The 26,540-nt window shown below is 34.4% G+C and carries 19 protein-coding genes; 11 read left to right on the top strand and 8 right to left on the bottom strand.

Annotated elements, in window-relative coordinates; translation table 11 throughout:
• The first annotated feature begins 33 nt into the window (after positions 1–33).
• The 11 genes from AC0J6S_RS12065 (at position 34) to AC0J6S_RS12115 (ending at position 18,098) form a co-directional block, all read left to right on the top strand.
• Positions 34–1,218, top strand: a complete 1,185-nt coding sequence (locus AC0J6S_RS12065; protein WP_474954037.1) for an acetate/propionate family kinase — start codon at positions 34–36, stop codon at positions 1,216–1,218.
• Between the two features lie 97 nt (positions 1,219–1,315).
• On the top strand, positions 1,316–4,060 hold the full coding sequence (locus AC0J6S_RS12070) for a helix-turn-helix and ligand-binding sensor domain-containing protein (RefSeq protein WP_474954038.1): 2,745 nt from the start codon (positions 1,316–1,318) through the stop codon (positions 4,058–4,060).
• 242 nt (positions 4,061–4,302) lie between these two features.
• Positions 4,303–7,284: a SusC/RagA family TonB-linked outer membrane protein gene (locus AC0J6S_RS12075; protein ID WP_474954039.1), complete on the top strand. Its 2,982-nt coding sequence runs from the start codon at positions 4,303–4,305 to the stop codon at positions 7,282–7,284.
• Positions 7,285–7,288: 4 nt separating this feature from the next.
• Positions 7,289–8,758, top strand: coding sequence for a RagB/SusD family nutrient uptake outer membrane protein (locus AC0J6S_RS12080; RefSeq protein WP_474954040.1), 1,470 nt, complete (start codon positions 7,289–7,291; stop codon positions 8,756–8,758).
• 85 nt (positions 8,759–8,843) lie between these two features.
• A complete protein-coding gene (locus tag AC0J6S_RS12085) occupies positions 8,844–10,226 on the top strand; it encodes a glucoamylase family protein (protein ID WP_474954041.1) in 1,383 nt (460 codons plus the stop codon).
• A 55-nt stretch (positions 10,227–10,281) separates the two neighbouring features.
• Entirely contained in the window at positions 10,282–11,268 is a 987-nt protein-coding gene (locus AC0J6S_RS12090; protein ID WP_474954042.1) for a hypothetical protein, read from the top strand.
• Positions 11,269–11,333: 65 nt separating this feature from the next.
• Complete coding sequence (locus AC0J6S_RS12095; protein ID WP_474954043.1) at positions 11,334–11,561, top strand: hypothetical protein; 228 nt, start codon at positions 11,334–11,336, stop codon at positions 11,559–11,561.
• A gap of 3 nt (positions 11,562–11,564) precedes the next feature.
• A complete protein-coding gene (locus AC0J6S_RS12100) occupies positions 11,565–12,047 on the top strand; it encodes a carboxylesterase family protein (RefSeq protein ID WP_474954044.1) in 483 nt (160 codons plus the stop codon).
• Positions 12,037–14,337: a beta-glucosidase BglX gene (bglX, locus tag AC0J6S_RS12105; RefSeq protein ID WP_474954045.1), complete on the top strand. Its 2,301-nt coding sequence runs from the start codon at positions 12,037–12,039 to the stop codon at positions 14,335–14,337. Before AC0J6S_RS12100 ends, bglX begins: the two co-directional genes overlap by 11 nt.
• Before the next feature lie 143 nt (positions 14,338–14,480).
• Positions 14,481–16,577, top strand: coding sequence for a glycoside hydrolase family 97 protein (locus tag AC0J6S_RS12110; protein WP_474954046.1), 2,097 nt, complete (start codon positions 14,481–14,483; stop codon positions 16,575–16,577).
• A 141-nt stretch (positions 16,578–16,718) separates the two neighbouring features.
• On the top strand, positions 16,719–18,098 hold the full coding sequence (locus tag AC0J6S_RS12115; protein WP_474954047.1) for a M28 family peptidase: 1,380 nt from the start codon (positions 16,719–16,721) through the stop codon (positions 18,096–18,098).
• A 38-nt stretch (positions 18,099–18,136) separates the two neighbouring features.
• On the opposite strand, the gene AC0J6S_RS12120 is transcribed toward AC0J6S_RS12115, so the two are convergent.
• The 8 genes from AC0J6S_RS12120 to AC0J6S_RS12155 form a co-directional block, all read right to left on the bottom strand.
• Positions 18,137–19,231, bottom strand: a complete 1,095-nt coding sequence (locus tag AC0J6S_RS12120; protein WP_474954048.1) for a PAS domain-containing sensor histidine kinase — start codon at positions 19,229–19,231, stop codon at positions 18,137–18,139.
• A 416-nt stretch (positions 19,232–19,647) separates the two neighbouring features.
• Positions 19,648–21,114, bottom strand: coding sequence for a DUF6029 family protein (locus tag AC0J6S_RS12125; RefSeq protein WP_474954049.1), 1,467 nt, complete (start codon positions 21,112–21,114; stop codon positions 19,648–19,650).
• Position 21,115: 1 nt separating this feature from the next.
• The gene (locus tag AC0J6S_RS12130) at positions 21,116–21,598 is read right to left on the bottom strand and encodes a TlpA family protein disulfide reductase (protein WP_474954050.1); all 483 of its coding nucleotides are present in this window, start codon (positions 21,596–21,598) and stop codon (positions 21,116–21,118) included.
• Positions 21,599–21,642: 44 nt separating this feature from the next.
• Positions 21,643–22,212, bottom strand: a complete 570-nt coding sequence (locus tag AC0J6S_RS12135) for a peroxiredoxin family protein (RefSeq protein WP_474954051.1) — start codon at positions 22,210–22,212, stop codon at positions 21,643–21,645.
• A 27-nt stretch (positions 22,213–22,239) separates the two neighbouring features.
• Positions 22,240–23,709 (bottom strand): sensor histidine kinase, encoded by a 1,470-nt coding sequence (locus tag AC0J6S_RS12140; RefSeq protein WP_474954052.1) that lies wholly within the window; start codon positions 23,707–23,709, stop codon positions 22,240–22,242.
• A complete protein-coding gene (locus tag AC0J6S_RS12145) occupies positions 23,709–24,410 on the bottom strand; it encodes a response regulator transcription factor (protein ID WP_474954053.1) in 702 nt (233 codons plus the stop codon). The genes AC0J6S_RS12140 and AC0J6S_RS12145 overlap by 1 nt, the downstream gene beginning before the upstream one ends.
• 114 nt (positions 24,411–24,524) lie before the next feature.
• Positions 24,525–25,409: a hypothetical protein gene (locus AC0J6S_RS12150; RefSeq protein ID WP_474954054.1), complete on the bottom strand. Its 885-nt coding sequence runs from the start codon at positions 25,407–25,409 to the stop codon at positions 24,525–24,527.
• A 288-nt stretch (positions 25,410–25,697) separates the two neighbouring features.
• On the bottom strand, positions 25,698–26,540 hold the full coding sequence (locus AC0J6S_RS12155; protein WP_474954055.1) for a hypothetical protein: 843 nt from the start codon (positions 26,538–26,540) through the stop codon (positions 25,698–25,700).

The following is a 26,540-nucleotide window of genomic DNA, read 5'->3' on the forward strand; positions in this document are numbered from 1 at the left end:
CCTTCAATTTTTTAATCTTTTAATGAAATTTTAATGAAAATAGTAATAATAAACTCCGGAAGTTCCTCCATAAAATACCAGTTAATTGATATGCCTTCTTGCGAAGTTATTTGCTCTGGGATGATTGACAGAATAGGATTAGAGACGTCAAATTTGAGCTATGAAACCCAAAAAAATAAAATTGAGGAATCTATGCCAATTCCCAATCATAAAATAGGGTTAGAAAAAATCGCTCGCTTATTGATGGATGAAAAAGTAGGTGTGATTCAAAGCACACGCGAAATTGACGCTGTTGGCCATCGTGTGGTTCACGGAGGCGCTGGTTTTTCAGACACCACCATCATCAACAAAAAGGTAAAAGATAAAATAAAACAACTTTTCGAATTGGCACCATTGCACAATCCTGCTAATTTTGAAGGAATAATTGTAGCGGAAGAAATCTTTGACACTGCTAAACAAGTAGCTGTTTTTGACACGGCATTTCACCAAACAATTCCAGTTGTGGCTTATAAATATGCCTTGCCTAATTATCTTTTGACCGAAAATAAAATTCGAGTTTACGGTTTTCACGGTACAAGCCACAAATATGTTTCTGAAAAAGCGATCAAGTTTTTACAAAACAGCTCTAAAATTATCACTATACATTTAGGTAATGGATGCAGTATGGCGGCTATAAAAGATGGGAAAAGTATCGATACTACACTCGGTTTTGGACCAATGAATGGTTTGATTATGGGAACTCGTAGTGGAGATGTCGATCAATCAGTGATATTTTATATGGTCAATTCATTGGGTTATTCCCTTGCCGATGTCAACACGATGTTGCAAAAACAAAGCGGAATGCTTGGACTTACCGGTTTTAGTGATTTAAGAGATATTGAATCTCAAGCCGGACAAGGAAATAAAGATTGTCAAATGGCATTAGCAATGAATGCGTACCGAATTAAGAAATATATCGGTTCTTATACAGCTGCTTTAAATGGTTTGGATGCGATTATTTTTACAGCTGGAATTGGAGAAAATTCTTCTTACATGCGAAAATTAGTTTGTACTGATATGGAGTATTTTGGAATTGAACTTGATGATTCTAAAAATGATATGCGTTCGAAAGAAATTCGGGAAATAAATACTTTGGAATCCAAAACTAAAATAGTAGTTATTCCCACTAATGAGGAGATTGAAATTGCCAATCAAGTCTTTGAATTACTGATAAAGTAAGAAAATAAAAAACCCAAAGGAGCTTCTGAATTCAGAGGCTTTTTTTATACTTTTTATTGAATAAATCTAATTATATTTGGATACTAAACACCACATTTTGAAAGCAAGAATTACAGCCATATTCCTACTCTATCTTATCTCATTTCAATTGTATTCGCAGGAGTTACTTCCTTTTGTAGAAAATTATAATAAATCTGATTATCAAGGAGATAACCAGATTTGGAATGTAGCGCAAGGAAATGATAATGCCATGTATTTTGCCAATAATTATTATTTATTGCGATACGATGGCGTAAAATGGGAAAAAAATTCGCTGCCTAACAAAACCATAATTCGTTCTATAATGGTGGATGGCGACAGGATTTATTCCGGTTCCTATAAGGAATTTGGCTACTGGTATCGAAAAAATGGGAAGATGATTTATGTTTCTATTTCTGATACCACTAAGGTTTTTGATGAAAGTGATAATGAGGAGATTTGGAAGATATTTAAATTTAAAGGTAAAATTTATTTCCAGTCTTTTAACGGTCTTTTTCAGTATGATGGAAAGATAATTAAGAAAAGTAAATTTGATTTTTTGGTTTCTTACTGTTTCCCCGTTGGTAATGAATTATTTGTGGCTTCGGTAGAAAAAGGGATTTATAAAATGAATAATTCCAAATTTGAAAAGATAGAGGGATGGTCCGTTTTAGAGAACAATGTCATTCATACTGTTGAAAAATACCAAAATAAAACGTATTTTTTCACTAAAAAAAATGGAGTTTATGTGGAAGAAAACGGAGTATTAAGTGCTTGGAAAAGTTCATTAAATGATATTTTGAAAGCGGCTAATATCAATGTTGCTAAATTCATTAAAAGCAATAAATTAATAATAGGAACTGCAAATAAAGGAGTTTATATTTTTGATTTGAATTCTGGTGCTTATAAAAACATCAATCGAAATAATGTTTTAATGAACAATTCGATTTTGAGCATTGGTTTGGACAAAGAAAATGATTTGTGGTTGGGTTTAGACAACGGAATTGCTCATATCGAAGTAAATTCTCCAATTTCTATTTTTTATGATAATTCAGGTATTTTAGGTTCCGTTTATTCTGTTGCGAGTACTTCAAAAGGTTATTTAATGGCTTCGAATCATGGTGTTTTTAAATATGAAGACAAGGTACTTTCATTAATTCCTAATACGCAAGGACAAGCGTGGAATATCAGTAAAATAAATAATAAATACTTGATAGGTCATAACGAAGGAACTTTTATTTATGAGAACGGATTATTCAATAAATTAAATACTATTAATGGCGGCTGGAATTTGGCAAAAAGCAGTATCAATAATTCGTATTTGCAAGCAACATATAGCGGTGTAATCATTTATAATCATATTAATGATTTGAATCAAAAGATAGTTGTAAAAGGACTTTTAAAACCGATAAAATACGTTGCTCAAAACAGAAAAAATGAAATATGGGCTGCGGATAACAATAGAGGTTTGTATCGAATTCTATATAATGATGCATATGAAACAATAGCTATAAAGAATGTCACCCAACACAGTAAAATAAATAATGATTTTGGAGTGAAAATATTTGAGTTTAGAAATGAAATACTTTTTTTGATTAACAAATCCTGGTATACTTACAATTCAATCACCAATCAATTAGAAGCAAATGAATTGTTTAATACTAATTTTAAAAATGTATCAAATATTGTTTCCATTGATGAAAATTACTTTCTGATACTTCAAGAAGGACTTTTGTATCATATTTATGCAAATGAGAATAAATTCATCCGCAATATCATTCAAGAGAAATATTATAAGGGAAAAATAATCAATGATAATGTAAAAGTATTTAAGAACAACGAGAACTATCTATTGAACTTGGATGATGGTTTTATCTCTCTGCAACTAAATTATGCGAATAAAAAAGCATCAAATATAAATGTAGAAGCCTTTGTAAATAATAATTTGATTAAAAACAACTCAAAAATTCCTTATAATACGGAACTTCGTATTCATGTACTGTCGGGCGTTTTTGGTGCAACTAGACCTAACCTATTTTATAAAATAAATGGAACCAAAGAATTTATTCCTGTAAAAGAAGGCTTGATTGTTTTGAACAATTTAAATAGTGGCTCTAGTGATGTTACCGTTTATCTTCATGATGGACTGAATTATGATAAAATTTCTAGTTTCCAATTTTTAGTTGCAAAACCGTGGTATTTTTCTATTTGGATGATTTTATTGTACTTTGTTATAATTGGAGGAATACTCTATTTGTATTACAAATGGAATAAAATGCGATACATACAAAAACTGGAATTGCGTGACGAAGAATTAAAACATCAAAAGAAAATTCTGGAAATGGAATTGAAAGCTGAAAATGAATTGAATATTCAGGAGTACGAAAAGCATATTTTGGAACTGGAACTGCAAACAAAATCCTCTGAGGTTGCCGGAAAATCACTTTCGATTGCGAAACAAAGTGAAATGATAGAAAATATTCAAAGTATTTTGGATTCTGATATGGATTTTAATAAACTGAAAAGTGAAATTAAAAAAGCTATAAAAATTAATGCCGTTAACAAACATGAGTGGGAAACATTTGAAACAAATTTGAATCAGATTCACAATGAATTTATAATTAACCTTTCTAAAAAATATCCGAACCTCACTTCAAAGGATATTAAGCTTTGCATTTACTTAAAAATGAATCTTTCATCGAAAGAAATTGCACCTATGATGAATATTTCTTTCAGGGGTGTAGAACTACATCGTTATCGTTTAAGAAAGAAACTAAACCTTGTTCAAGATGAAAATTTATCTAAATTTTTATTATCAATATAAATAGCTTTATTTTTTTATTGATAATTTATAATTTAAGCATATTTATTGTGAAATAACACTACATCATTACTACATCATATAGATGTAGTGTGGTATCTCATAACCACTCATATTAGCAGTTATACATAGATTTAGAATCTTATTTTATTGTTTTGATGTATTCATGTAGTAATTCTGTTTTATCAACTATAACGTTGTAATTATCTAATTTGGCTCTACTAACTTTAACAAAGTATTACTATATGAGAAATTTTATTTTTAGCTTTTTAGCACTCATTCTACTTCCGGCATACATGTCTGGTCAAGTAATTAAGGGAAAAGTATTGGATCAAAGTGGAATTGGGATTCCGGGAGCCATGATAGTCGCGGCTGATTCTAAAACTTCAGCTGATACCGACTTTGACGGTAATTTTATTATCAATGCCAAAGTAGGTGAAATATTAAAAATTAGCATGGTAGGTTTTGATGCTTTATCGATACCTGCAACTGCGAATACAATGACTGTAACCTTGAATGAATCGAAAGACACTGAATTGAAAGAAGTGGTAATCATTGGTTATGGTTCTCGAAAAAAATCAGACAATACAGGATCAATATCACAACTATCCACCACAGACATTAACAAAACTAAAGTACTGAATGCTACACAAGCAATTCAGGGTAAAGCAGCGGGTGTTCAGGTTATCGGTACTGATGTTCCAGGAAGTTCTCCTTCATTAATCATTAGAGGTATCGGTACGTATGGTGCTGATAGAACACCTTTATATGTAGTAGATGGTATTCCTACAAAAAACATTAATAATTTGAATTCCAATGATATTGCATCATTTGATATTTTAAAAGATGCATCATCATTAGCTATTTACGGTAATCAAGCGGCTAATGGAGTTGTAATTATTACTACTAAAAAAGGAAAAGGCGACAAAACTACTGTTGAATATGATGGTTTTTACGGCGTTCGTACCCCGCTGAAAACAGTTAAAATGGCTGGTTCAAACCGTTTTGCTTATTACTCTGATGTTGCAGAACAAAATACTAGATTCTCAACAGATCAACGTTATAACACCAACTGGTTTGATGAAATTACCAGATTAGGAATGTATTCTTCTAATAACTTATCAATTTCTGGTGCTTCTGAAAAAATCAATTATTTGTTCAGTTTGAACTATTATGACGAGAAAGGTGTTTTAGACGGATTGGATTTTAATCGTTTTACTTTTAGAAATAATAACGATTACAAGCTTTCGGATAAATTAAAAATCACACAAACTTTAAGTGGTTCGATTTCTAAGTCTACACCAAAACCATTATCTGCATTTACTTCGGCGTACAAACAATCTCCTTTAGTACCAGTGCGATATGACAATGGAAGATGGGGAATGCCAATTATTGGTGCAGATGGACAAGCTTCTACTACTGGTTCTTTGTTCAATAACGTAGGTAATCCAGTAGCTCAATTAAACTATTTTACAGAGGAACAAAAAAATATTTTGTTGCAAGGAAGTATTGGATTAGAATACAAGATTTTTGATGAATTAAAATTTACTTCAAGAGTAGGATTGGAATACAACACTTTCAAAAGGTTTTCATACACGCCTACGCGTGAATTGTGGTTGGCAGCAGATCCTTCAAGAGAAACAGCTAATTACTCGGCTTCAGAGCCAATAAATGAATTGGTAACCGGAAGAAGTGATTACTTTAACTGGAACTTTGATAATTTCTTGACGTACAACAAAAAGTTTGCCGATATTCATGATGTTGAAGTTACATTAGGTATGTCAGCTCAAGAATTTGGAAGCCGTGAAGAATTAGAAGTAAGAGGTAGAAACGTACCTGAAAACTCTAATTATTGGAGTTTAAATCAATCAACTGCTCCATCTAATAATCTTGTAACGCGACACGTAATTGGAAATCAAAGAAATTTAATTGGATATTTTGCGAGATTCCAATATACATTGATGGAAAAATACCTTTTCACAGGTACGATTCGTAGAGATGGTTCTTCACAATTTGGTTCCGACAATAAATGGGGTAATTTCCCGTCATTTGGTTTGGGATGGGTACTTTCGAAAGAAGATTTCTTAGCGGAAAGTAAGACTATTAATTTCCTAAAACTACGTGGTGGTTGGGGAAGATTAGGGAATCAAAATGTTCCTATTAACCAACAAACATTCAGTTCAGGAGCAGGTTTAGGATATGATTTTGGAGGTTCACTTTATTCAGGAACTACTATTGGTGCATTTATTGACCCAACTTTAGGTTGGGAAATTACTGATGAGACTTCTGTTGGTTTAGATTTTAGAGCTTTAGAAAATAAATTATCCGGATCTTTTGATTGGTATGATAAAAACACTTCTAATGTAATTCTAAATGTTACTCCGCCGCTTACAGTGGGAACAGGAGCAACTCCAGCACATGCAGGTGAAATATCTAATACTGGATTTGAAGTTTCGTTGCGTTGGGATGATAACATCAATGATGATTTAAAATATTGGGTTGGTGCTAATTATTCGAACAATAAAAATGAAGTTTCAAAAGTGTACAATCCGTTAGCAATTAGACAAAATGGAGGTTCCATTAATAACGGACAGTTTACAAAACGATTAGAAGTGGGACAACCTTTGGGAAGTTTCTATTTATTTGAAGTAGCAGGTTACGATGCGAATGGTAATTTTACTTATTATGATAAGGATGGCGGAATTACTTCGAATCCAGTAGAAACAGACAGAAAGTTCCTTGGATCTTCATTACCAACGTATTATTACGGAATGAACTTAGGTTTTGAATACAAAAACATCGATTTTTCAGTAGATGCTTACGGAGTAGGTGGAAACAAAGTATATAACGGTAAGAAAGCACAGCGTTTTGGTAACGAAAATATTGAAGCAAGTATTGCTACAGATTTTTGGACACCAACAAATACTACTGCTGGAAATCCGGCACCGTTCAATTCTGTACCGTTGTCATCAGATTACTATTTAGAATCAGGAGCTTTCCTTAGAGTAAACAACATTACTTTAGGATATACATTACCTAAAATAACAAAATCTGTTTCTTCAGTTCGTATTTATGCAAGTGCAATAAATCCATTTATCTCACAAAAGTTCACAGGATATTCTCCTGAATTGAATAATGATGGTGATCCAATGGGACTGCAAGGAATTGAATTAGATGCTTATCCAACTTTGAGTTCATTTTTAATTGGTGCTAACGTAAAATTTTAATAAGATGAAAAGAATATTTATACCCATAACTTTAGTGGCTGTAGCGCTGCTTTCCACTAATTGTTCCAATGATTTTATAGAAGTCGCTCCGACAGAAAACATAGCTGAAGCTGATTTATTGACGATTTATAATAATAATGATGGAGCAAAAAGCTTTGTAACGGCTATTTATAGCAACGCTTTGAGTTTTAGTGCGAGTTCTTTTTCTTGGAATGGTTTAACCAGTATGACCTCAGATGATGCTGATAAAGGATCAGATGCGGGAGACTCAGGAACAGATAAAGACAAGTGTGATGCACTGACCTTAGATGCTACTTCGTTATCCGTCCAAGAAGTTTTTGAAACTAATTATCAAGGAATAAGCAAGGCCAATATTGCGCTAAACTACCTTCCGAGATTAGATAAAGCGGATGCAGCTGTTGTGGCTCGATTAACAGGTGAAGCTAAATTTCTTCGTGCCCTAATGTATTTTAATTTGGTAAGATGTTATGGTGGTGTACCAATTGTGGATCATGTTCCGGTACCATCATCTGCTGCAGATACGGATATGACATTAATACGCAAATCGAAAGAAGAAGTATATAAATTCATTGAAACAGATTTATTAGCGGCTATTGCGGCACTTCCTGAAAAATCAGGTTACGCAATCTCTGATTTGGGTAGAGCTACAAAAGGAGCTGCTCACGCTTTATTAGCTAAAGTATATTTATACCAAGGAAATTGGCAAGGTGTCAAAGACCAAAGTACTGCTGTAACCGGATATAATTTAGTTACTGATTATGCTACAATTTGGAGAGAAGTTGGAGAGGATAGTGTTGAATCTATTTTTGAAATCCGTGGTTACGGAGGAAATCCATCTCAAGGGATTGAAGGGTATATGGTTTCTCAAGGAGCCAGAGGAACAAGCGGTTGGGGTTGGGGTTTCAATACACCAACTGCAAGTTTAGCTAATTCGTATGAAGCAGGGGATGTAAGAAGAGACGCTACAATTATTTTTGCAGGCGAAACTATGTGGGACGGCAGAGTGGTTTCTCCGCTTGTTGCTAATCCGAGATATAATGAAAAAGCGTATGTAAGTAATACTAAAGAAACATTTAATGGTGATTGGGAAACTACAAAAAACATTCGTGTCTTACGTTATGCAGAAGTATTGTTAATGCAGGCTGAAGCGGCAAACGAAAGCGGTACTGGAGATGTTACCGGACCTTTAAACAGAGTTAGAAACAGAGCTGGTTTAGCCAATACAACCGCTACAGGACAAGTTGCTTTAAGAGCTGCTATTAGAGCAGAAAGAAGACATGAATTGGCTTTTGAGCATGACAGATGGTTTGATATCGTTAGAACAGGTCAAGCGAAATCAGTTATGGCTGCTGATGGAAAAACTTTTGTAGAAGGTAAACATGAATTGTTTCCTATTCCTCAAAAATTCATCACACAAGCTAATGGAAAAGCAACACAAAATCCAGGATATTAATTAAAAAAATCCAGCACCTTTTCTCTTTCCTGATGTATTTCAGGAAGGAGTCAGAGGTAAGGACAAACACATAAAAAATCTAAAAATGATTAAATTTTCAGCTTTATTTATGCTCATTACGTTTCTTGGTTGTGATTCTTCCTCACCAAGTACTGACAACGGTCCCGTAGTTACACCGCCAGTTACTGTTCCTCCGGTGGTAAAATTAACGGATGATGAATTGTTAGATGTAGTTCAAAAACAAACTTTCGCTTATTTTTGGGATTACGCTGAGTCAAATTCAGGTATGGCAAGAGAGCGTTATATTCCTCAGGATCCTTCATTTGATCAAAATATTGTTACTACAGGTGGTTCTGGTTTTGGACTTATGGCGATTGTTTCAGGAATGTCTCGTGGTTATATTTCAAAAGCACAAGGAGCAGATCGTTTAAATAAAATTGCTAATTTTTTAAACACTGCAGAGCGTTTTCACGGAGCTTGGCCTCATTGGATCAATGGGACTACAGGTCGAGTAATTCCTTTTGGAACTAAAGATAATGGCGGTGATTTAGTAGAAACTTCTTTTCTAGTAGCCGGAATGATAACCGTTCGTGAATACTTTAAAAACGGAACAACCGAAGAAAAAGCTGTAGCTCAAAAATTTGATGCGTTGTGGAAAGGAGTGGACTGGCAATGGTACACTAACAATCAAAATAAGTTGTTCTGGCATTGGTCTCCTAATTACAATTGGGAAATGAATTTTCCACTGGAAGGCTACAATGAATGTTTGATTACGTATGTCATGGCAGCAGCTTCGCCAACACATGCAATTGCGCCGGCAGCGTATCACGAAGGTTGGGCAAGAAGTGGAGGCATCGTTTCAGCCAAAACGAAATACAATCTTCCTTTGCTTTTAAAACACAATGGTGCCGAAGAATTTGGTGGACCTTTATTTTGGGCTCATTATTCTTATTTAGGTTTAGATCCAAATCAATTGACGGATAAATATGCTAATTATTGGGAGTTGAATTCCAATCATACTAAAATCAATTACTTATATGCAGTGGCTAATCCAAAAAGTTTCAAAGGATATGGCGCTAATTATTGGGGATTAACGGCTTCGTATTCTCGTAATGGCGATGGTTCTATTGGTTATGATGCACACATGCCAAGCAATGATAAAGGTGTTATTTCACCAACGGCTGCTATAAGCTCGATAGTGTATACTCCGCTGGAAAGTAAAGCATTCATCCGTCATTTGTATGAAAATTATAAAACAGAAACTTGGGGTGTAGCAGGATTTTACGATGCACACAGCCAGCATTATCAATGGACAGCGCAACGTTATTTGGCGATAGACCAAGGACCAGAAATAGTTATGCTGGAGAATTATCGTACGGGTTTATTGTGGCAGTTGTTCATGAATGCTCCAGAGGTAAAACAAGGTTTGATAAATCTTGGTTTTCATTCTGGTAAATATGGTTTTTAACCAAATCCATTTAAAGAAATACTAATAATTATTTGTAATTAATAAAATATAAAACATGAAAAATAGTATAAAAATATTTTGTCTGACTACTGTGTTTTCGACGCTGTTATTGACAAGTTGCTCAGATAATGTGGACAGTAATGAGCCATTAGAATATCCTCCAATAGGTTCTTACAATACATCTGATGATGTAAATGCAGAAAATCTGATTGCAAAATGGAGTTTCGATAACAGCATTGCTGATACAAAAGGAGGCCTTACCGGAACAGGGAAAAATGTTGCTTACACCGAAGGGATTAAAGGACAGGCTTTTCAAGGTTCCAAAGCACAGGAGCGTTATGCAGTTTATAATAATGCAACTGCTGTAGGTGCATTGAGTAGCTTCAGTTTCAGTTTTTGGATGAAATCCGGACAAACCGTTCCTGATGGTGGTACTCCGGGACAAGGAAAAGGGATTCAAGGAATATTTTCTTTAGTAAATCCAGCGGGTTTTTGGGGAGGATTAAACTTGTTTCTGGAAAATCCGGATAATTTAAGACCTAATACTCTTCGTTTGAAAATGGGAATTGAAAATAAAAGAGTGGCTTGGGGAGGACAAGGTCCAATTTTTAATATTGATGGAGCAATTGATACTTGGATTCAAGTAGTTTTAACCTATGATGCTGTAACTTCGAGATACACCGTTTATAAAAACGGAGAAAAAGGAACGACCAGTATTTATGGAACACCTTACGGTCCTTTTACTGATGTAACTGGTTCTTGTGTTCTCTACGGCGATAATCCTGGTGGTCCTGACGGAAGCAATGGAAATCCTAACAACGCTCCATTATACGGTGCATTGGTTTTTGCAACGCCAAATTTATCGCAGGTAGTGATTGGTTCTAATCAATTTAGTACTTCACCATCGTTAACAACTACACACGGAGACGAAGGTTGGGCTACTGATTATGCCGGATTGCTGGACGAAATGAGAATTTATAAATCAGCTTTAAACGCAAGTGAAGTAATTGCTCTTTATAAATTAGAAAAAACAAACAGATAATAATTCATAAAGTAAAAACAGATTGCTCCATCTTAAAAGCAATCTGTTTTTTTAATTCTTTTCTAATGAATCCAAAGCTTCTTTTTCTTTTCCTGATGGTAACCCAATTTTCATTTTCACAAAGTGATGTCATTGGTACCCTAAAAACCGAAATCGTTCAAAAACGCGAATTAACTTTTGCTTTGCATATTCCGAAGCATACAAAAGAAAAAAAGCCACTGATTGTTTTTCTTCACGGTTCTGGTGAAAAAGGAAACGATATCGAAAAAGTAAAAGCACATGGACCATTCTAGTACTTGAAAAGTAACGAATTAGATGCTTATGTTTTGGCACCGCAATGTCCCGAAAATGAATATTGGAATGAAGAAGTTCTTCACCGTTTGATTTTAAAAATCCAAAAAGAAAACAACATTGACAGTAATAGAATTTATCTCACAGGTCTCAGTATGGGAGCTTGGGGCGCTTGGAATCTAGTTGTTGCACATCCTGAAACTTTTGCCGCTTTGGTTCCTATTGCAGGATATGTAGATAGAATTCCAATGATTGAAAACTGTAAAATTGCATCCATTCCTACCCGGATTTTTCATGGATTGCTGGACGATGTTGTGAATGTGGAATATTCGATTGCGATGTATAAAAAATTAAAAACCTGTAATACTAATGTGACTTTGACAATTTTTGATGATGCCAATCACGACAGTTGGTCACGAGTATATGACAACCAAGAAATTTATGATTGGATGTTCAAACAAATAAAAAACAGACAAAATGAAAATTAAATTGATCATACTACTTTTTGGAATTTCGCTTTTTGGTTATAGCCAAAAAAAGACATCTAAAAAGGAGGTTAAAATTAAACCGAAAACAGAATTCGTAGCAGAGTTACTTTCGAAAATGACTTTGGAAGAGAAAATTGGACAATTGAATTTGCCAACCTCGGGCGATATTACTACCGGTGCAGCCAGTAGTTCTAATGTGGCTAAGAATATCGAAGACGGAAAAGTGGGTGGGTTATTCAACATCAAATCAGTTCAGAAAATAAAAGAAGTACAGAAAATTGCTGTCGAAAAAAGCCGCTTGAAAATTCCGTTGCTTTTTGGGATGGATGTTATTCACGGTTACGAAACGACTTTTCCTATTCCGCTTGGATTGTCCGCTACTTGGGACATGAAACTAATTGAGCGCTCTGCACAAATTGCCGCCAAAGAAGCGAGTGCCGATGGAATCAACTGGACGTTTTCGCCGATGGTGGATATTTCTCGTGATCCACGTTGGGGTAGAGTTTCTGAAGGCTCGGGTGAAGATCCGTTTTTAGGAAGCGAAATTGCAAAAGCAATGATAAATGGTTATCAACAAAATAATTTGTCAAAAAACAACACTATTTTATCGTGTGTGAAACATTTTGCTTTGTATGGCGCGCCAGAAGCAGGACGTGATTATAATACGGTAGATATGAGCCGAATTAAAATGTACAACGATTATTTTCCTCCTTACAAAGCGGCTATTGACGCGGGAGTGGGTTCCGTAATGGCTTCATTCAATGAAATTGATGGAATTCCCGCTACTGGAAATAAATGGTTAATGACCGATGTTTTAAGAAAACAATGGGGATTTAAAGGTTTTGTCGTAACTGATTTTACTGGAATTCCGGAAATGATTGAACACGGAATGGGCGATTTGCAAACTGTTTCTGCTTTGGCTTTGAATGCTGGAATTGAAATGGATATGGTAGGAGAAGGTTTCCTTACGACTTTAAAGAAATCAGTAGAAGAAGGTAAAGTAACTATTGAACAAATCGATAATGCAACCCGTCTTATTTTGAATGCGAAATATGATTTGGGATTGTTCCATGATCCGTACAAATATTGTGATGAAAATAGAGCGAAAACAGAAATTTTCACAAAAAACCACAGAGCCGAAGCACGAGCAATTTCAGCACAATCGTTAGTATTGTTAAAAAATAACAATCAGTTGCTTCCTTTGAAAAAATCAGGGACGATTGCTTTAATTGGACCATTGGCTGATGCCAAAGAAAATATGGCAGGAACTTGGAGTGTGGCTACTAATATGGATTTATCCATTTCATTAGCTGCAGGAATCAAAGAAGTGGCAGGGAAGGATACTAAAGTGCTTTACGCCAAAGGAAGCAATCTGGACTATGATGCCGCTTTCGAAGAAAAAGCAACTATGTTCGGTAAAACGTTACACCGTGATACCAGAACTTCGGAAGAATTATTGGCAGAAGCCTTAAAAATTGCCAATCAATCTGATGTAATTGTAGCGGCTTTAGGTGAATCAGCAGAAATGTCCGGAGAAAGCAGCAGCAGAACGAACTTAGAGATTCCACAAGCGCAAAAAGACTTATTGCAAGCCTTATTGAAAACAGGAAAACCAGTAGTTTTGGTTTTATTTACAGGCCGTCCATTAGTATTGGTACAGGAAAACGAAACAGTTCCAGCTATTTTGAATACTTGGTTTGCAGGAAGTGAAGCGGGAAGCGCTATTGCTGACGTTTTGTTTGGAAATGAAAATCCTTCCGGAAAATTGACGGCTACTTTTCCAAGAAGCGTTGGTCAAGTGCCTATTTATTACAATCAAAAAAATACGGGAAGACCGTTAGGGAATAAAGAAGGAAAGTTTGAAAAATTCAGATCGAATTATATCGATGAAAGAAATGAACCTTTATATCCGTTTGGTTTTGGATTGAGTTATACCACATTCGATTATTCAAATTTGAAAATTTCATCTGACAAAATGAACTTCAATGAGAAAGTAAAAGTTACTGTAGATGTAACCAATACTGGGAATTATGAAGGAAAAGAAGTGGTTCAATTGTACATAAGAGATTTAGTAGGTTCCGTTACAAGACCGTTAAAAGAGTTGAAAGGATTTCAGAAAATTGCCCTTAAAAAAGGAGAAAAACAAACGGTTACTTTCGAAATTTCTGTTGAAGAATTAAAATTTTATAATTCGGATTTACAGTTTACAGCAGAACCTGGTGCTTTTCAGGTTTTTGTAGGTACAGATTCGAACACAGACAAAAAAATTAGTTTTGATTTGATTAAATAGATTTGGTTTGTTTATTTATGATCGGCCCTTCAGTATTTTTACTGAAGGGTTTTTTTTAACAAAAAAACGGTATTTGTTAAAAGTCATACAGTCTAAAACAGCTATTTTATTTACTTTTATCAATTCAAAAAAATCATCCAAAAATGAAATATTTATTTTCACTTATTCTACTCTTTCTTTTCAATTTAGGCAATGCCCAAAGCGTTCAATCGCCATCGGGTAAAATTGCCTTAAATTTCAAATTAGGAACAAATGGTCAACCTTTTTATTCCGTAAATTACAAAAACAAAGCGGTTGTTTTAGAAAGCGCTTTAGGTATTAAATTAAAGGAAAAACCAGCTTTAGATGCAAATTTTGAAATACTGACTTCAAAAACTTCTAACTTCAACGAATCTTGGAAACCAGTTTTAGGGGAGCAAGCTAGTATTCTTAATCAATATAGTGAACTTAATGTTTCGCTTATCAACATGGAAACTAAGGTGAAAATGAATATCATCTTTAGAGTTTTTGATGAAGGAGTTGCTTTCAGATATGATTTTCCAAAACAAGCGGAATTGAATTATTTTATCATTTCTGATGAGGTTACCCAATTCAATTTAACCGGAAACAATAAAGTATTCTGGATTCCAGGAGATTTCGACAGCAATGAATACGAATACAACGAAACGAAATTTTCTGAAATTGATAATTCCAAAATCAATATGAACAACGGAATTGGAGTGAAATCGATTCCAGGGAAATATATGGTTCAAACGCCTTTGATGATGAAAGCACCATCAGGTTTGTATCTCAATATTTTTGAAGCAGCAGTAGTTAATTATCCAGTTATGCATTTGAATGCTGATGTGACAAATTATAAATTAAAAGCCGAATTAGTTCCGAATGCTATTGGTGATAAAGCCTATTTGCAAACGCCATGTGTGTCGCCTTGGAGAACGATTATGATTAGTGATGATGCTCGGGATATTGTAAGTTCTAAGATGATTTTGAACCTAAATGAACCATCGAAATTAGACGATACTTCTTGGATCAAACCTATGAAATATGTTGGAATTTGGTGGGAAATGCATGTAGGGAAATCCACTTGGGATTATGCCGGTTCTCAAAATGCCACTAATTTTGCAGATGCTCCAAAAGCGTCTGGGAAACATGGTGCTACGACCGAAAATACCAAACGATACATTGATTTTGCAGCAAAAAACGGTTTTGATGGTGTATTGGTAGAAGGTTGGAATGTTGGTTGGGAAGATTGGAACGGAAACTGGAAAGAGGAAGTTTTTGACTTTACAACGCCGTATCCGGATTTCGATATTGCCGCTATTTCGGCTTACGCCAAAGAAAAAAACGTGAAAATGATCATGCATCATGAAACATCGGGTTCTGTCAGTAATTATGAAAGACACTTGGATCGTGCTTTTAATTTGATGAAAAAATACGAATATCCAGCAGTAAAATCGGGTTATGTGGGTAAAATTATTCCGCGTGGCGAGTTTCATGACGGACAATCTATGGTGAATCATTTCAATTTTGTGGTAAAACGTGCTGCGGATTACAAGATCATGATTAACTCTCATGAATCGTCAAGACCAACCGGTTTTGGAAGAACGTATCCGAACTACATCGCTGCCGAAGCAGCTCGTGGTAACGAATTCAATGCTTGGAGTGTGGGTAATCCGCCAGCGCACGAGACAATTTTACCATTTACCAGACAATTGGGTGGCCCGATGGATTATACACCGGGAATTTTTGAAGTCAAAATGAGTTATTATGATAAAAGTAAAACAGAGCAGGTTCACACTACTCTTGCCAAACAACTGGCTTTGTATGTTACGATGTATTCTCCGCTGCAAATGGCGGCTGATTTATTAGAAAATTATGAGAAATATCCAGATGCTTTTCAGTTTATCAAAGATGTTGAAATGGATTGGGATGAAAGTGAATATTTAGAAGCGGAACCAGGTGATTATGTTACAGTTGCCCGAAAAACAAAAGGAAAAGAAACTTGGTTTTTAGGTGCTATTACCGATGAGAATGGCAGATCATCAGAAATAAAGTTAGACTTCTTAACCAAAGGGAAAAAATACAAAGCGATCATTTATGAAGATGCTAAAAATGCCGATTGGAAAAATAATCCAATTGCGTATCAGATAAAGACAATTACCGTCACGAGCAAATCAAAAATTAAGCTGAATTTGGCTCCAGGTGGAGGAACGGCAATCAGTTTTGAACCGATAAAATAATAAAGATGTCCTGCAAGAGCTTTAAACTTGCAGGATTTTTTTTTGAATCTAGCATAAATTATTCGTTTGGAATTACGAAATTGCAACAGCAAACCAAAACCAAAATTATAAATATGAATACCCAGAAAGCCTAAATTTATTATGAAAAAATCAATTGTTTTAGCAGCACTTTTGTTTGGTGGAATCACTTTATTCGCGCAAACTAAAGACGAACAAGCGTTAAAAGATATTTACAAATCATCCCTGACCAATGCCAAATGTTATCCTTGGCTGGACCATTTGTCCAATAGTATTGGTTCTCGATTATCAGGTTCCACAGGAGCAGAAAAAGCCGTTTTGTATGCCAAAGCACAGTTAGAAACACTTGGTTTACATAAAGTGTACCTTCAGGAAGTAATGGTGCCAAAATGGGTTCGGGGCGAAAAGGAAATCGGGTATTTACAACTGGGAAAACAAAAGATTGCTTTCCCGATTTGTGCCTTAGGAGGTTCTGTAGCAACACCAAAAGCTGGATTGAATGCTAATGTAATAGAAGTAAAAAGTTTAGAAGAATTAGCCGTACTTGGTGAGGCAAAAGTAAAAGGGAAAATAGTTTTTTTTAACAGACCCATGAATCCTGAGTTTGTAGAAACATTTAAGGCTTACAGTGGTTGCGTGGACCAGAGATCATCAGGTGCCAGAGAGGCAGGAAAATTAGGTGCTTTGGCAGTGATTGTTCGTTCAATGAACTTAAGATTAGATGATTTCCCGCATACAGGTGCAACTAATTATGGTGATATTACCAAGGAGCAGCGCGTTCCTGCTACTGCTATTAGTACCAACGGTGCCGAACTTTTGAGTAAAAGTTTGAAAGCCAATCCCAATGCAACTTTTTACTTGAAACAATCATGTGAAACATTTGCTGATGTTTTATCCTATAATGTCGTTGGCGAAATGACCGGTTCTGAGCATCCTGAAAGAATAATGGTCGTTGGCGGGCATCTTGATTCTTGGGATCTTGGAGATGGTTCTCATGACGATGGCGCAGGATGTGTACAAAGTATGGAAGTGTTGAATATCTTCAAAAATATTGGTTACAAACCTAAAAACACGTTGCGCGTTGTTTTGTTTATGAACGAGGAAAACGGTGTTCGAGGTGGAAAAGAATATGAAACACAGTCCAATAAAAAGAATGAAAACCATGTTTTTGCTTTAGAAAGTGATTCGGGCGGGTTTTCCCCAAGAGGTTTTTCAATTGAAGCTGATGAAGCTAATTTCAACAAAATCAGTAGTTGGGCAACATTATTCGAACCTTATTTAATACACAAATTTGTAAAAGGACATTCAGGAGTTGATATTGGTCCTTTGCAATCTAATCACATTGTAAAGGTCGGATTGCAACCGGATTCACAGCGTTATTTTGATTATCATCATGCTGCAAATGACACTTTTGATGCTGTTAATAAAAGAGAGTTGGAGCTAGGAGCTGCAGCAATGGCTTCCTTACTTTATCTAATGGATCAGAACGGTATAGTAAAATAAAAACACCCTAATTAGTGAAGGTGTTACATTCTATTTTTTCAATATTTAAAAGAAATTGTGAATGTAGCACCTTCATTTATTTTACTCTCCACGGCGATTCTTCCGCCTAAACTAGTGATGTGATTGTAAACTAAATAGAGACCAATACCGTTGCTGTCAATGTTACTGTGGAATTTTTGGTACAATCCAAAAATCTTATCTTTTACCTTATCCATATCAAAACCGAGTCCTTCATCCGAAAAAACTAATTGGTTGACTCCATTGACTTTTCTGGATTCGATGGTAATGAGTGGTACTTGATGTGGTTTTGCATATTTAATGGAATTTGTGAGTAAATTCAAAAAAATACTTTTGATATATGCTTTGTTAAAAGTAACATTCTCAAATGCAGAAAAGTCAATATTAATAACTGCTTTTGAATCGCGGACTAAAGAATTTATGGAAGTAAGCACTTCATGAAGTGATTCATTTAAATTTATTTCTTCTATTTGAGTGTTAATACTCTCGTTTTCTACTAATTGATCAATAGAATCATTTAAGGTTTGTTTTAAATTTTCACTGGTTAATTTAAGAATTCCTACCAACTCCAACGTTTCCGGATCATTGATTTTTGAAACATCAATAAGGTTGAAAACAGAAAGCATATTGTTTATGGGAGACTTTAAATCATGCGATGTTTTATGAGACAAAACCGTTAGTTCTTTGTTGATTTGGGTCAGATTAGCAATGAGTAAATTGCGCTCTTCTTCAATTCTTTTTTTATGGGTGATGTTTTTGGCAATTGCATACACTAATTTCTCCGACTCAACAGGCATTGATGTCCATGATAACCAGACAATTTCACCGCTTTTAGTTAAATAGCGGTTTTCAAAATTTAAAAGGGGTTTGTTTTTATAAACTTGTTCTCTGGTTTCTATGGTGATTTGGAGGTCAGGTGTATAAACAAAACTGCTGATTGGTCGAGAATATAATTCCTCTTCCGTAAAGCCTAATAATTTTGAAACAGCCGGATTAATTCTTTTGAAATAGCCATCAAATCCTGCAATGCAGATAAAATCAGCTGAGATATTAAAAAAATTATCAAAGTGATAGTCTGTATTTAAAGAAGATATAGTGGTGTTATTTTTGGTCATTTATAGTTTTTAGGAATTATATTTAATAAAATTACCCAACTTGAAACAAGCAAATCCGATTGTTAAATTTAACTATTTAAAATTTTAAAAAAAAGAAAAAAAATCAAATAATTGAATAGTGCTGTGTTTATTTTTATTAACATCCTAATTACACTCTCTTAGGTTACTTATTCTTAAATTCAAAAGTTTTAGGTCGCTGGTATATTTTTTAAGGGTCTTTGCTGTACTTAGTTTGCAGTTGCCTAAATAGTTTTAAAGCATTAGTTTATTGAATAATTCAGTATTGCTGCAATTTTAATGCACTGTTTGATTTATTTTTTTTATTTTAAATCTATTCGATTTTTGGTGAAAAATGATGGCTGAAAGTTGTTAAAGAGACTCACCTTTTTAAATCTGAGTTTAGTTAAAGCCAAACACTAAAACCTAATATTCCATCGTACTTCTATTCCTTTAAAATCAAGAACTTCGTAGCAAATTCCGGCATTACATGCTGGTCCACCTCTTCGTTGCCCTGCAAATACTAAAAAGTTATTGGCATTATTCAATTGATATTTTAAGTTACCTCCAAGCCATGATTTTAACGAATTTGAAGTAAGGAAAGCATCATTGCTAAATTCAGTTACTAGATTGATAATCCATTTTGATTTCAATGAAAAACCAATTACTGCAATATGGTTTTGAGTACTGATACCGTTACGATCAAATGTTTGAAATTCGTATTCGGTCTTCAATCCTATTTTTTTAGACGCTTTCCAATCAAAATAAGCTCCTAAAGAGATACGATCACTTTCTTCTTTCAAAGGATCATTGGCATAGTCTCCAAAAAATTTGGCGTCATGCTTATCTAAAATCGAAAAGCTATATTCAGCAAAAAACTCTCTAAAAGTAAATTCCTTAGTGCCAAAATCATTATTAGCTATGGCGTGATTTAAAGTAAGTATACTTGCGTTAGGGAAGGTATAAAAAGCTTCTATTTGATAGCCACTTTCGTTCAATGGTTGGGCAACATGAGTGCTTCTGTTTAAGGTTCTGTAGGTGTGCTCTTTTATTAACGCTGGCGGTTCATTTATACCAGATCCGATTAAGAAATTGTTATAATCTTTTCCTTCAAGCGTAACACCTAGATTTTCAAAATTCAAATTGACGTTTCCGTAATAACTATGTGATGAATTACTCGAAAAATCAGAAAAATTGCCATCCCCAATATCTTTGGCACCTTCTAAATAGTAAGTGATTTTTGGGGATATTTTTCCGGATAAAGTTGTCATTCCGTATGTTTTACTTCCAGAATTGTTTTTTACATCTAAAACCGATACTCCCACTGTTTGATTCTTGAAATTATAATCAGAATATATGGCTTTTATTTCATCCAATCTTCTTACATCTTGATCTTGATTGGGCGGGAATACATTATTTAGAGGTTTGCCATATAGTATTTTGGTTGTGGAATTTTTTAGTTTTAACGTAGTGCTAAAACCTAAAATGTCACGTTGAAAATAATTTCTAGAGCGATAACTTACATCTTCCAAAATAGCACCTGGAATTTCAAAAGAACGAAGTAGTAATCCTCGACCAAGTGTTTCTTGATAGTTACCTGCTTTTACAGTAATCCATTTGGAATTGTATTGCAAAGAGGCCTGAGTGATTTTAGTGTAATTTCGTTCGTTAAATGGTGAATAGTATTGCTCTAAAGTAGTACCCGCCTTGAAGTTTTTGTAATTGTAACTCATCAACAATCGGTCATAAATGGAAGAGAAATTCGAATTATCGTTCGGGATTTGTCCGTATTGATACTCCATTAAATTTGTTCCTGAAAATTGACCAAAAGAGGCATAGGATAAGCACAGCAAAACAAAAAGTAAAAGCTTTTTACATTGGGTCATGTTATAATTCTTTAAGTTGTTTTTCTAGCGCTTGTGTTATTTCTTCATTGTATCCATCAGCATATCCTTCATGAACATATACAATTTTGCCTACTTCATTTACAATAATTAAAGTTGGGAATGCTGCTAGATTAAGTTGGTTTTTTACATCTGAGTTGATGTCTAATAGCAAAGGGTAGGCTATTTTTAATGAATTGCTCATTGGGACAGCTTTTGCGATGCTTCTTGGACCGTCACAATTAATGCTTATAAATGACACACCTTGATCTTTGAACTTTTCATATACTTTATTAAGTTCAGGAATAGCTTTAATACACGGTTTACACCAAGTTGCCCAAAAGTCAATAACGGTAAGTTTTTCTCCTTTAAGTTCCGAAAATGTGGTATTTTTATTTTGACTATCAGGGAGTCTAAAATCATTGACTTTTTGAGCATTTATTGTTATCGATATAACAAATAAAAGAATTGAAAATAAAGATTTCATAGGCTTTTTTTAGGGTTCTTTCGGTTGGCTTTTAAAAGATATTTTTATTTTAAAAGTTGATCTACGACTGCTTTTGCAGCATCAGCATCAGAAGCAGCTCCTTTTGTGCCTGAAAATGCAATATTTCCTGTTTTGTCAATAACAACCAAGCGGTCAAAGGTTGTTTTGTAACTTGCCGCAACTGATGAAGCCGTTAATAATAATGGGAAACTTACTCCAGTAGTTGATTTAAATGATTGTACTGATGCTAAATTGCCATCCCATTGATCCAAACCAATGATTTGATAATTTGAATTTTTAGCATAAGGAGTAGCCAGTTTGGATTCGATAGAAGGCGCTGCTGCTTTGCATGAAGGACAGGTGTTGCCAAAAAAGAAAAGCAGTACCACTTTACCACTATAATCAGTTAGTTTTACTTGTTTTCCATCAGAAGAATTCAAAGTAAAGTCAGGTGCCTTAGAGCCGTTGCTTACAGGCGGAGTGTTTGATGTGTCGTTTGAATCAGAATCATCACCTGAGCAAGAGGTAAATGAAAGACATAATAAAAGCAATAAAGTGATCAATGAGCTGATTTTTATTGAAAATGGGGTCAAAGAAATAGTGGTAGTTCTCATAATAGTTTTTTTTGATTAATAAATTTCTTAAGTTGTTTTTAGTTTGAAAATAAAGGTAGTACCAGCGTTTTCAGTACTTACAAGGTCTAATGTAGACTGATGAAGGTCAAGTATTTTTTTTGCGATAGCAAGACCAAGTCCTGTGCTGTTTTTTAAATCGGTAAAATTATTGGCTTTGTAATATCTAGCAAAAATTTGTTCACGGTCATTTTCGGGTATCCCAATTCCGGTATCTGAAACAGATATTTCAATATTGTTTTCCTTGGTTTTTTGAGTTATAATTTCAATTTTGCCTCCATTTGGAGTAAATTTTAAAGCATTATCAATAAGATTTTGCAAAACTCTTTCTATAAGAGAAATATCAGCAAAAACCGGAGATAACTCTTTGGATAAATGGGTGTTAATTTGAATGTTTTTAGATTCAGCTAGAAGTTTGTATTTGTTGCTAATGTCACTGACTAACTCGCTAATGATAAAAGGTTCTTTCTTTGCAACAACTTGATTGGCTTCAAGTTTTGAAAGTTCAAAAAGTTCATTTACTAACCGCTCCAATCGTTCTGAGCTTTCTTTGACCGTATTAATGTACTGTTTGCGTTCCTCAGCAGTGATGATTTCTTCTTTCATTTGTAAGGTTTCAATATACCCACGAATGATGGCGATTGGTGTTCTTAAGTCATGCGAAACATTAGCAATCAATTCTCTTCTTAAGTTTTCGACTTCCTTGAGTTTGTCAATGTTTTCGGTTAGGATATCCGCCATTTCATTGAACATGTCACCCAATTGTTGTTCGTCTCCCATGGACTTGCATACCACACGTGCCTCTAAATCTCCTTGGCGAAATTGTTGCATCACAGTGAGAATTTTGGAGTAGTTATTGGTAATAATTCTTATGATAATTAAGCCAATAAAAAAAGCGAATATCAAGGTAATCCCCATGGTTCTCGTACTCATTTTTAATAAATAACTATTAAAAAGTGAGTCAGAGGTAGCTTGTTGTTTTTCACCATTGAGCACCACGTAAATGTAGGCGTAAAGCATGTTGTTCATGGTTAATGGCGAAGCCGAAAACACCTTTTGTAAGCTTGGGTTTAGTGGATCATCACCTTTGATGTAAAGGTGTTCTTTACTTTTGATGAACTGTAATAGTGGTGCTAAATTGATTTGCTTTAAGGCAATTTCTCTTTCTGGTGGATACCAAGCAATAATTTTTCCTTTAGGATCCACTAAATAGACTTCGAGGTTCGGATTGATAGCCATCACGTGATGAAACATTTCGTCTAAGGCAGGTTTTATGACCTTTCCGTCATAAAAAGGGGTTGAATTTTCTACAATATTCTTGGCGGTGTCATGGTTTAGACTTTGATTAACTTCTTCAAGATAATTTTTTGAATACTCATAACTACTGTAGGTATACATAAGTCCAATACTTGCTAATAGCAAAAAAAAGACAAATGATATTTTCCAAAATAAACTGTTGTACGTCCCTTTTTTCATCATTATTTTATTTCGTCATTAAATCGATAGCCCACGCCCCAAGTAGTTAATATATAAATGGGTTGTGTCAAGTCGGTTTCTATTTTTGTTCTAAGTCGATTGATGTGCGAATTGACGGTGTGTTCGTATCCTGTGAAATCAATACCCCAAACCAAGTTTAGCAATTTTTCTCTCGAAAAGCTTTTTCCAGGATTTGACATAAAAAGATATAATAAATCAAATTCTTTTGGAGTTAATTCGATTTTGTTCCCTTTCAGGGTTGCTTTTCTTTTTGTTGGATCAATTTGAATGTCGCCATACTGAAAGATTTCTTCAGCAGGCTCACTTTCAGTATTCTCCATTTCTGTTCTTCTTAGCATCGCTTTGACACGAGCAATGAATTCTCTTATGCTAAAAGGTTTGGTGAGATAATCATCGGCACCTGTTTCTAGTCCAATTATTTTATCAATTTCTTCGCTTCTAGCGGTAAGCATCAAAATGGGTGTTTTTATTTTGTTTGCTCTTAGTCTTCGACAAATTTCAACACCATCAATTTCAGGTAACATGACGTCTAGAATGATCATGTCGTACTTGTTTTTTGAGGCTAAGTTTAAACCATCTGTTCCTTTATGCGCCTTTGTTAAATCGCAATAAATATCCTTTAAATGAATGGCGACTAATTCAACTATTGAAACATCATCTTCAATCATTAAGATTTTCTTCATTATAAAATCGTTTTTTAAGGGTAGTAGAATTATTTTTTAACTTAACAAAGTTGAATCTAATTTATCACAAAAGAATCACCGAAGTGTTCTTTTGTGAAATTTTGTTAAAAATAATTATTTTTTAGCGGTTCCAGTAGGTGTGGTTGCCATTGCGTTATTAGTCATGTTGTATACTACATGATCCATTGCATTAGCTGAAATAGTGGCGATTAAAGGTTTTAATAAAAATGGTTTTGGACTATTGTCAGGGAAAGGTTCAATACTTATCACAGCTGTTTTTCCTGATAAATCTGTTGGAAAAGTAAGTCCCGTTGGAGCGTTTTTAATAAAATCTTCTCCAGGGTAGTTAGGTGTTCCTAGCATACCACTAAATCCTGAAAAATTATCGACCCCACTTGGGTTTGTAAAACTACCGGTTGAAACAGGAACGCCATTTATGACTACCCAACCTTCATATTTCCAGCCTTCTGGAAGAGTAGGTAATGTTAAGCCTACAGATGGAGGCAGAGAACCGATGAACCAAATACCGCTTTTTTCATTATTATTTTCACCATCCGAAGGAGTGGCTAGAACATATTTTCCTGTAGCATTTTTGAAATCATTGGTTAAAGCTTCAGGAGCTGATAGGCTTAATTCAGCAGTGTTTGATGCGAATGTTCCGGCTAATAAATGTGTTTTGGTAGGATTAGGATCTGTATCAGGGAAAGGTTCAATAGTTAATATGAACTTTGTAGCATTGCTTAAAACAGCTGCATCAATAGGAAATGATGTAGCAGAAGGAACACCATTTGAATTGATACTAAAGGTACCAGTGGTAACTACTTTTCCATTAGAGATGACCCATCCTTCGTATTTATAATTAGGGCCCAAGTCTTCTAAACCAGTAAAGTTTAAAGTTAGATTAGTTTTAGAATCGACTTTGTCGTCATCATTGTTGCAGCTTACTAATAAGCTTAGACTTACTAGACCTGAAAGTAATAGGGTTTTAGTTGTTTTCATAATTTGTTTGTTTAGAGGTTTATTTTCTAAGACAAATTACGGGTGAAGTTATCACCAAAAGATTGCGAAACTATTCTTTTTTGATCTTGAAAGGATTGCGAAATATGAACCTCAAATCCATTAGCAATAGATTTGCTTTTTTAGAAAAGTTGGAAAAATAGATTCAATAAATTATGATACCAATCTTTATAGAAATACTTTCAATTCTATAGATTTTACTTTTTCTAAAATTAGCTTCATAAAAAAAGCCATCATAAATGACAGCTTCTATAATTTTGATTAGATAACCTAAATCCTGAAAATTCCTCCCACAGCAATTATTCTCTGAAAAAAGAAAAAATCTTGTGAGGCACTATCCTCAGTACTTTTCGTAGTTCGTATATCTTGCATGTTGATGTAACCGCCTTTAAGTTCTCCTTGAATATAAAAGTGTTTGAAAAAAGTAACATTCAATCCTGCTTTTAAAGAAGTTCCAAAACCTGAAACATGAAAATCATCATGACGTTCTTTTCCCAACAAGGTTGTGTTCGTTTTTGGATATAAGAGACCAAAACCAACTCCCTCAGTTAAATTGACTTGAATTTTATCTGTATTTCCAATTTTAAAAACAGATGAAATATCATCGTGCCTTGAAAACTCAGTATTTATATAATTCAAACCATCGGTATGCTCATATTTCAGAAACTCTTCAGTCAAAAGCACTTGATTATTGGCTAATAGCTCATCATAAGATCCCGGATTTGGATAATAACCATTGATCTTAACAGCTTTATTTTGAGCCATGACATATTTCATGTGATCCACACCAATAGCAACACTATAATGATCGCTTACAAAATACCCCATTCTAAAATTAGTTTGAGGAATAGTCATTCTCGATGGATTAATATAATCAACATGCCAACCTTTTGGTTTGTCATGGGCCGGAACATTTTCCAAAGTAAAGTCGTAATCTTTACCTCGAAAAGTGATGTCTGATTTGGAGTAACTGTCTCTGTTTCCTCCCCATAAAATAAAAAATTTTCCTTTGTTATGTATTGTATATTTAGTTTGATTTTCTGTAATTTCCTGTGCAATTGTGTTATTTGTAAATAAAATAGTAAGAAATGCGTAATATAAAAAATGTTTCAA

This window comes from Flavobacterium sp. TS_SC_5 (genome assembly GCF_056156265.1).

Bases quoted from the DNA above. Each gene is read 5' to 3' on its own strand.
- AC0J6S_RS12145 (WP_474954053.1), bottom strand. From the start codon at position 24,410: ATGAAGAAAATCTTAATGATTGAAGATGATGTTTCAATAGTTGAATTA.
- AC0J6S_RS12080 (WP_474954040.1), top strand. From the start codon at position 7,289: ATGAAAAGAATATTTATACCCATAACTTTAGTGGCTGTAGCGCTGCTT.
- AC0J6S_RS12110 (WP_474954046.1), top strand. From the start codon at position 14,481: ATGAAATATTTATTTTCACTTATTCTACTCTTTCTTTTCAATTTAGGC.
- AC0J6S_RS12090 (WP_474954042.1), top strand. From the start codon at position 10,282: ATGAAAAATAGTATAAAAATATTTTGTCTGACTACTGTGTTTTCGACG.
- AC0J6S_RS12125 (WP_474954049.1), bottom strand. From the start codon at position 21,114: ATGACCCAATGTAAAAAGCTTTTACTTTTTGTTTTGCTGTGCTTATCC.
- AC0J6S_RS12120 (WP_474954048.1), bottom strand. From the start codon at position 19,231: ATGACCAAAAATAACACCACTATATCTTCTTTAAATACAGACTATCAC.
- AC0J6S_RS12150 (WP_474954054.1), bottom strand. From the start codon at position 25,409: ATGAAAACAACTAAAACCCTATTACTTTCAGGTCTAGTAAGTCTAAGC.
- AC0J6S_RS12095 (WP_474954043.1), top strand. From the start codon at position 11,334: ATGAATCCAAAGCTTCTTTTTCTTTTCCTGATGGTAACCCAATTTTCA.
- AC0J6S_RS12135 (WP_474954051.1), bottom strand. From the start codon at position 22,212: ATGAGAACTACCACTATTTCTTTGACCCCATTTTCAATAAAAATCAGC.
- AC0J6S_RS12085 (WP_474954041.1), top strand. From the start codon at position 8,844: ATGATTAAATTTTCAGCTTTATTTATGCTCATTACGTTTCTTGGTTGT.
- bglX (WP_474954045.1), top strand. From the start codon at position 12,037: ATGAAAATTAAATTGATCATACTACTTTTTGGAATTTCGCTTTTTGGT.
- AC0J6S_RS12130 (WP_474954050.1), bottom strand. From the start codon at position 21,598: ATGAAATCTTTATTTTCAATTCTTTTATTTGTTATATCGATAACAATA.
- AC0J6S_RS12075 (WP_474954039.1), top strand. From the start codon at position 4,303: ATGAGAAATTTTATTTTTAGCTTTTTAGCACTCATTCTACTTCCGGCA.
- AC0J6S_RS12140 (WP_474954052.1), bottom strand. From the start codon at position 23,709: ATGATGAAAAAAGGGACGTACAACAGTTTATTTTGGAAAATATCATTT.
- AC0J6S_RS12065 (WP_474954037.1), top strand. From the start codon at position 34: ATGAAAATAGTAATAATAAACTCCGGAAGTTCCTCCATAAAATACCAG.
- AC0J6S_RS12115 (WP_474954047.1), top strand. From the start codon at position 16,719: ATGAAAAAATCAATTGTTTTAGCAGCACTTTTGTTTGGTGGAATCACT.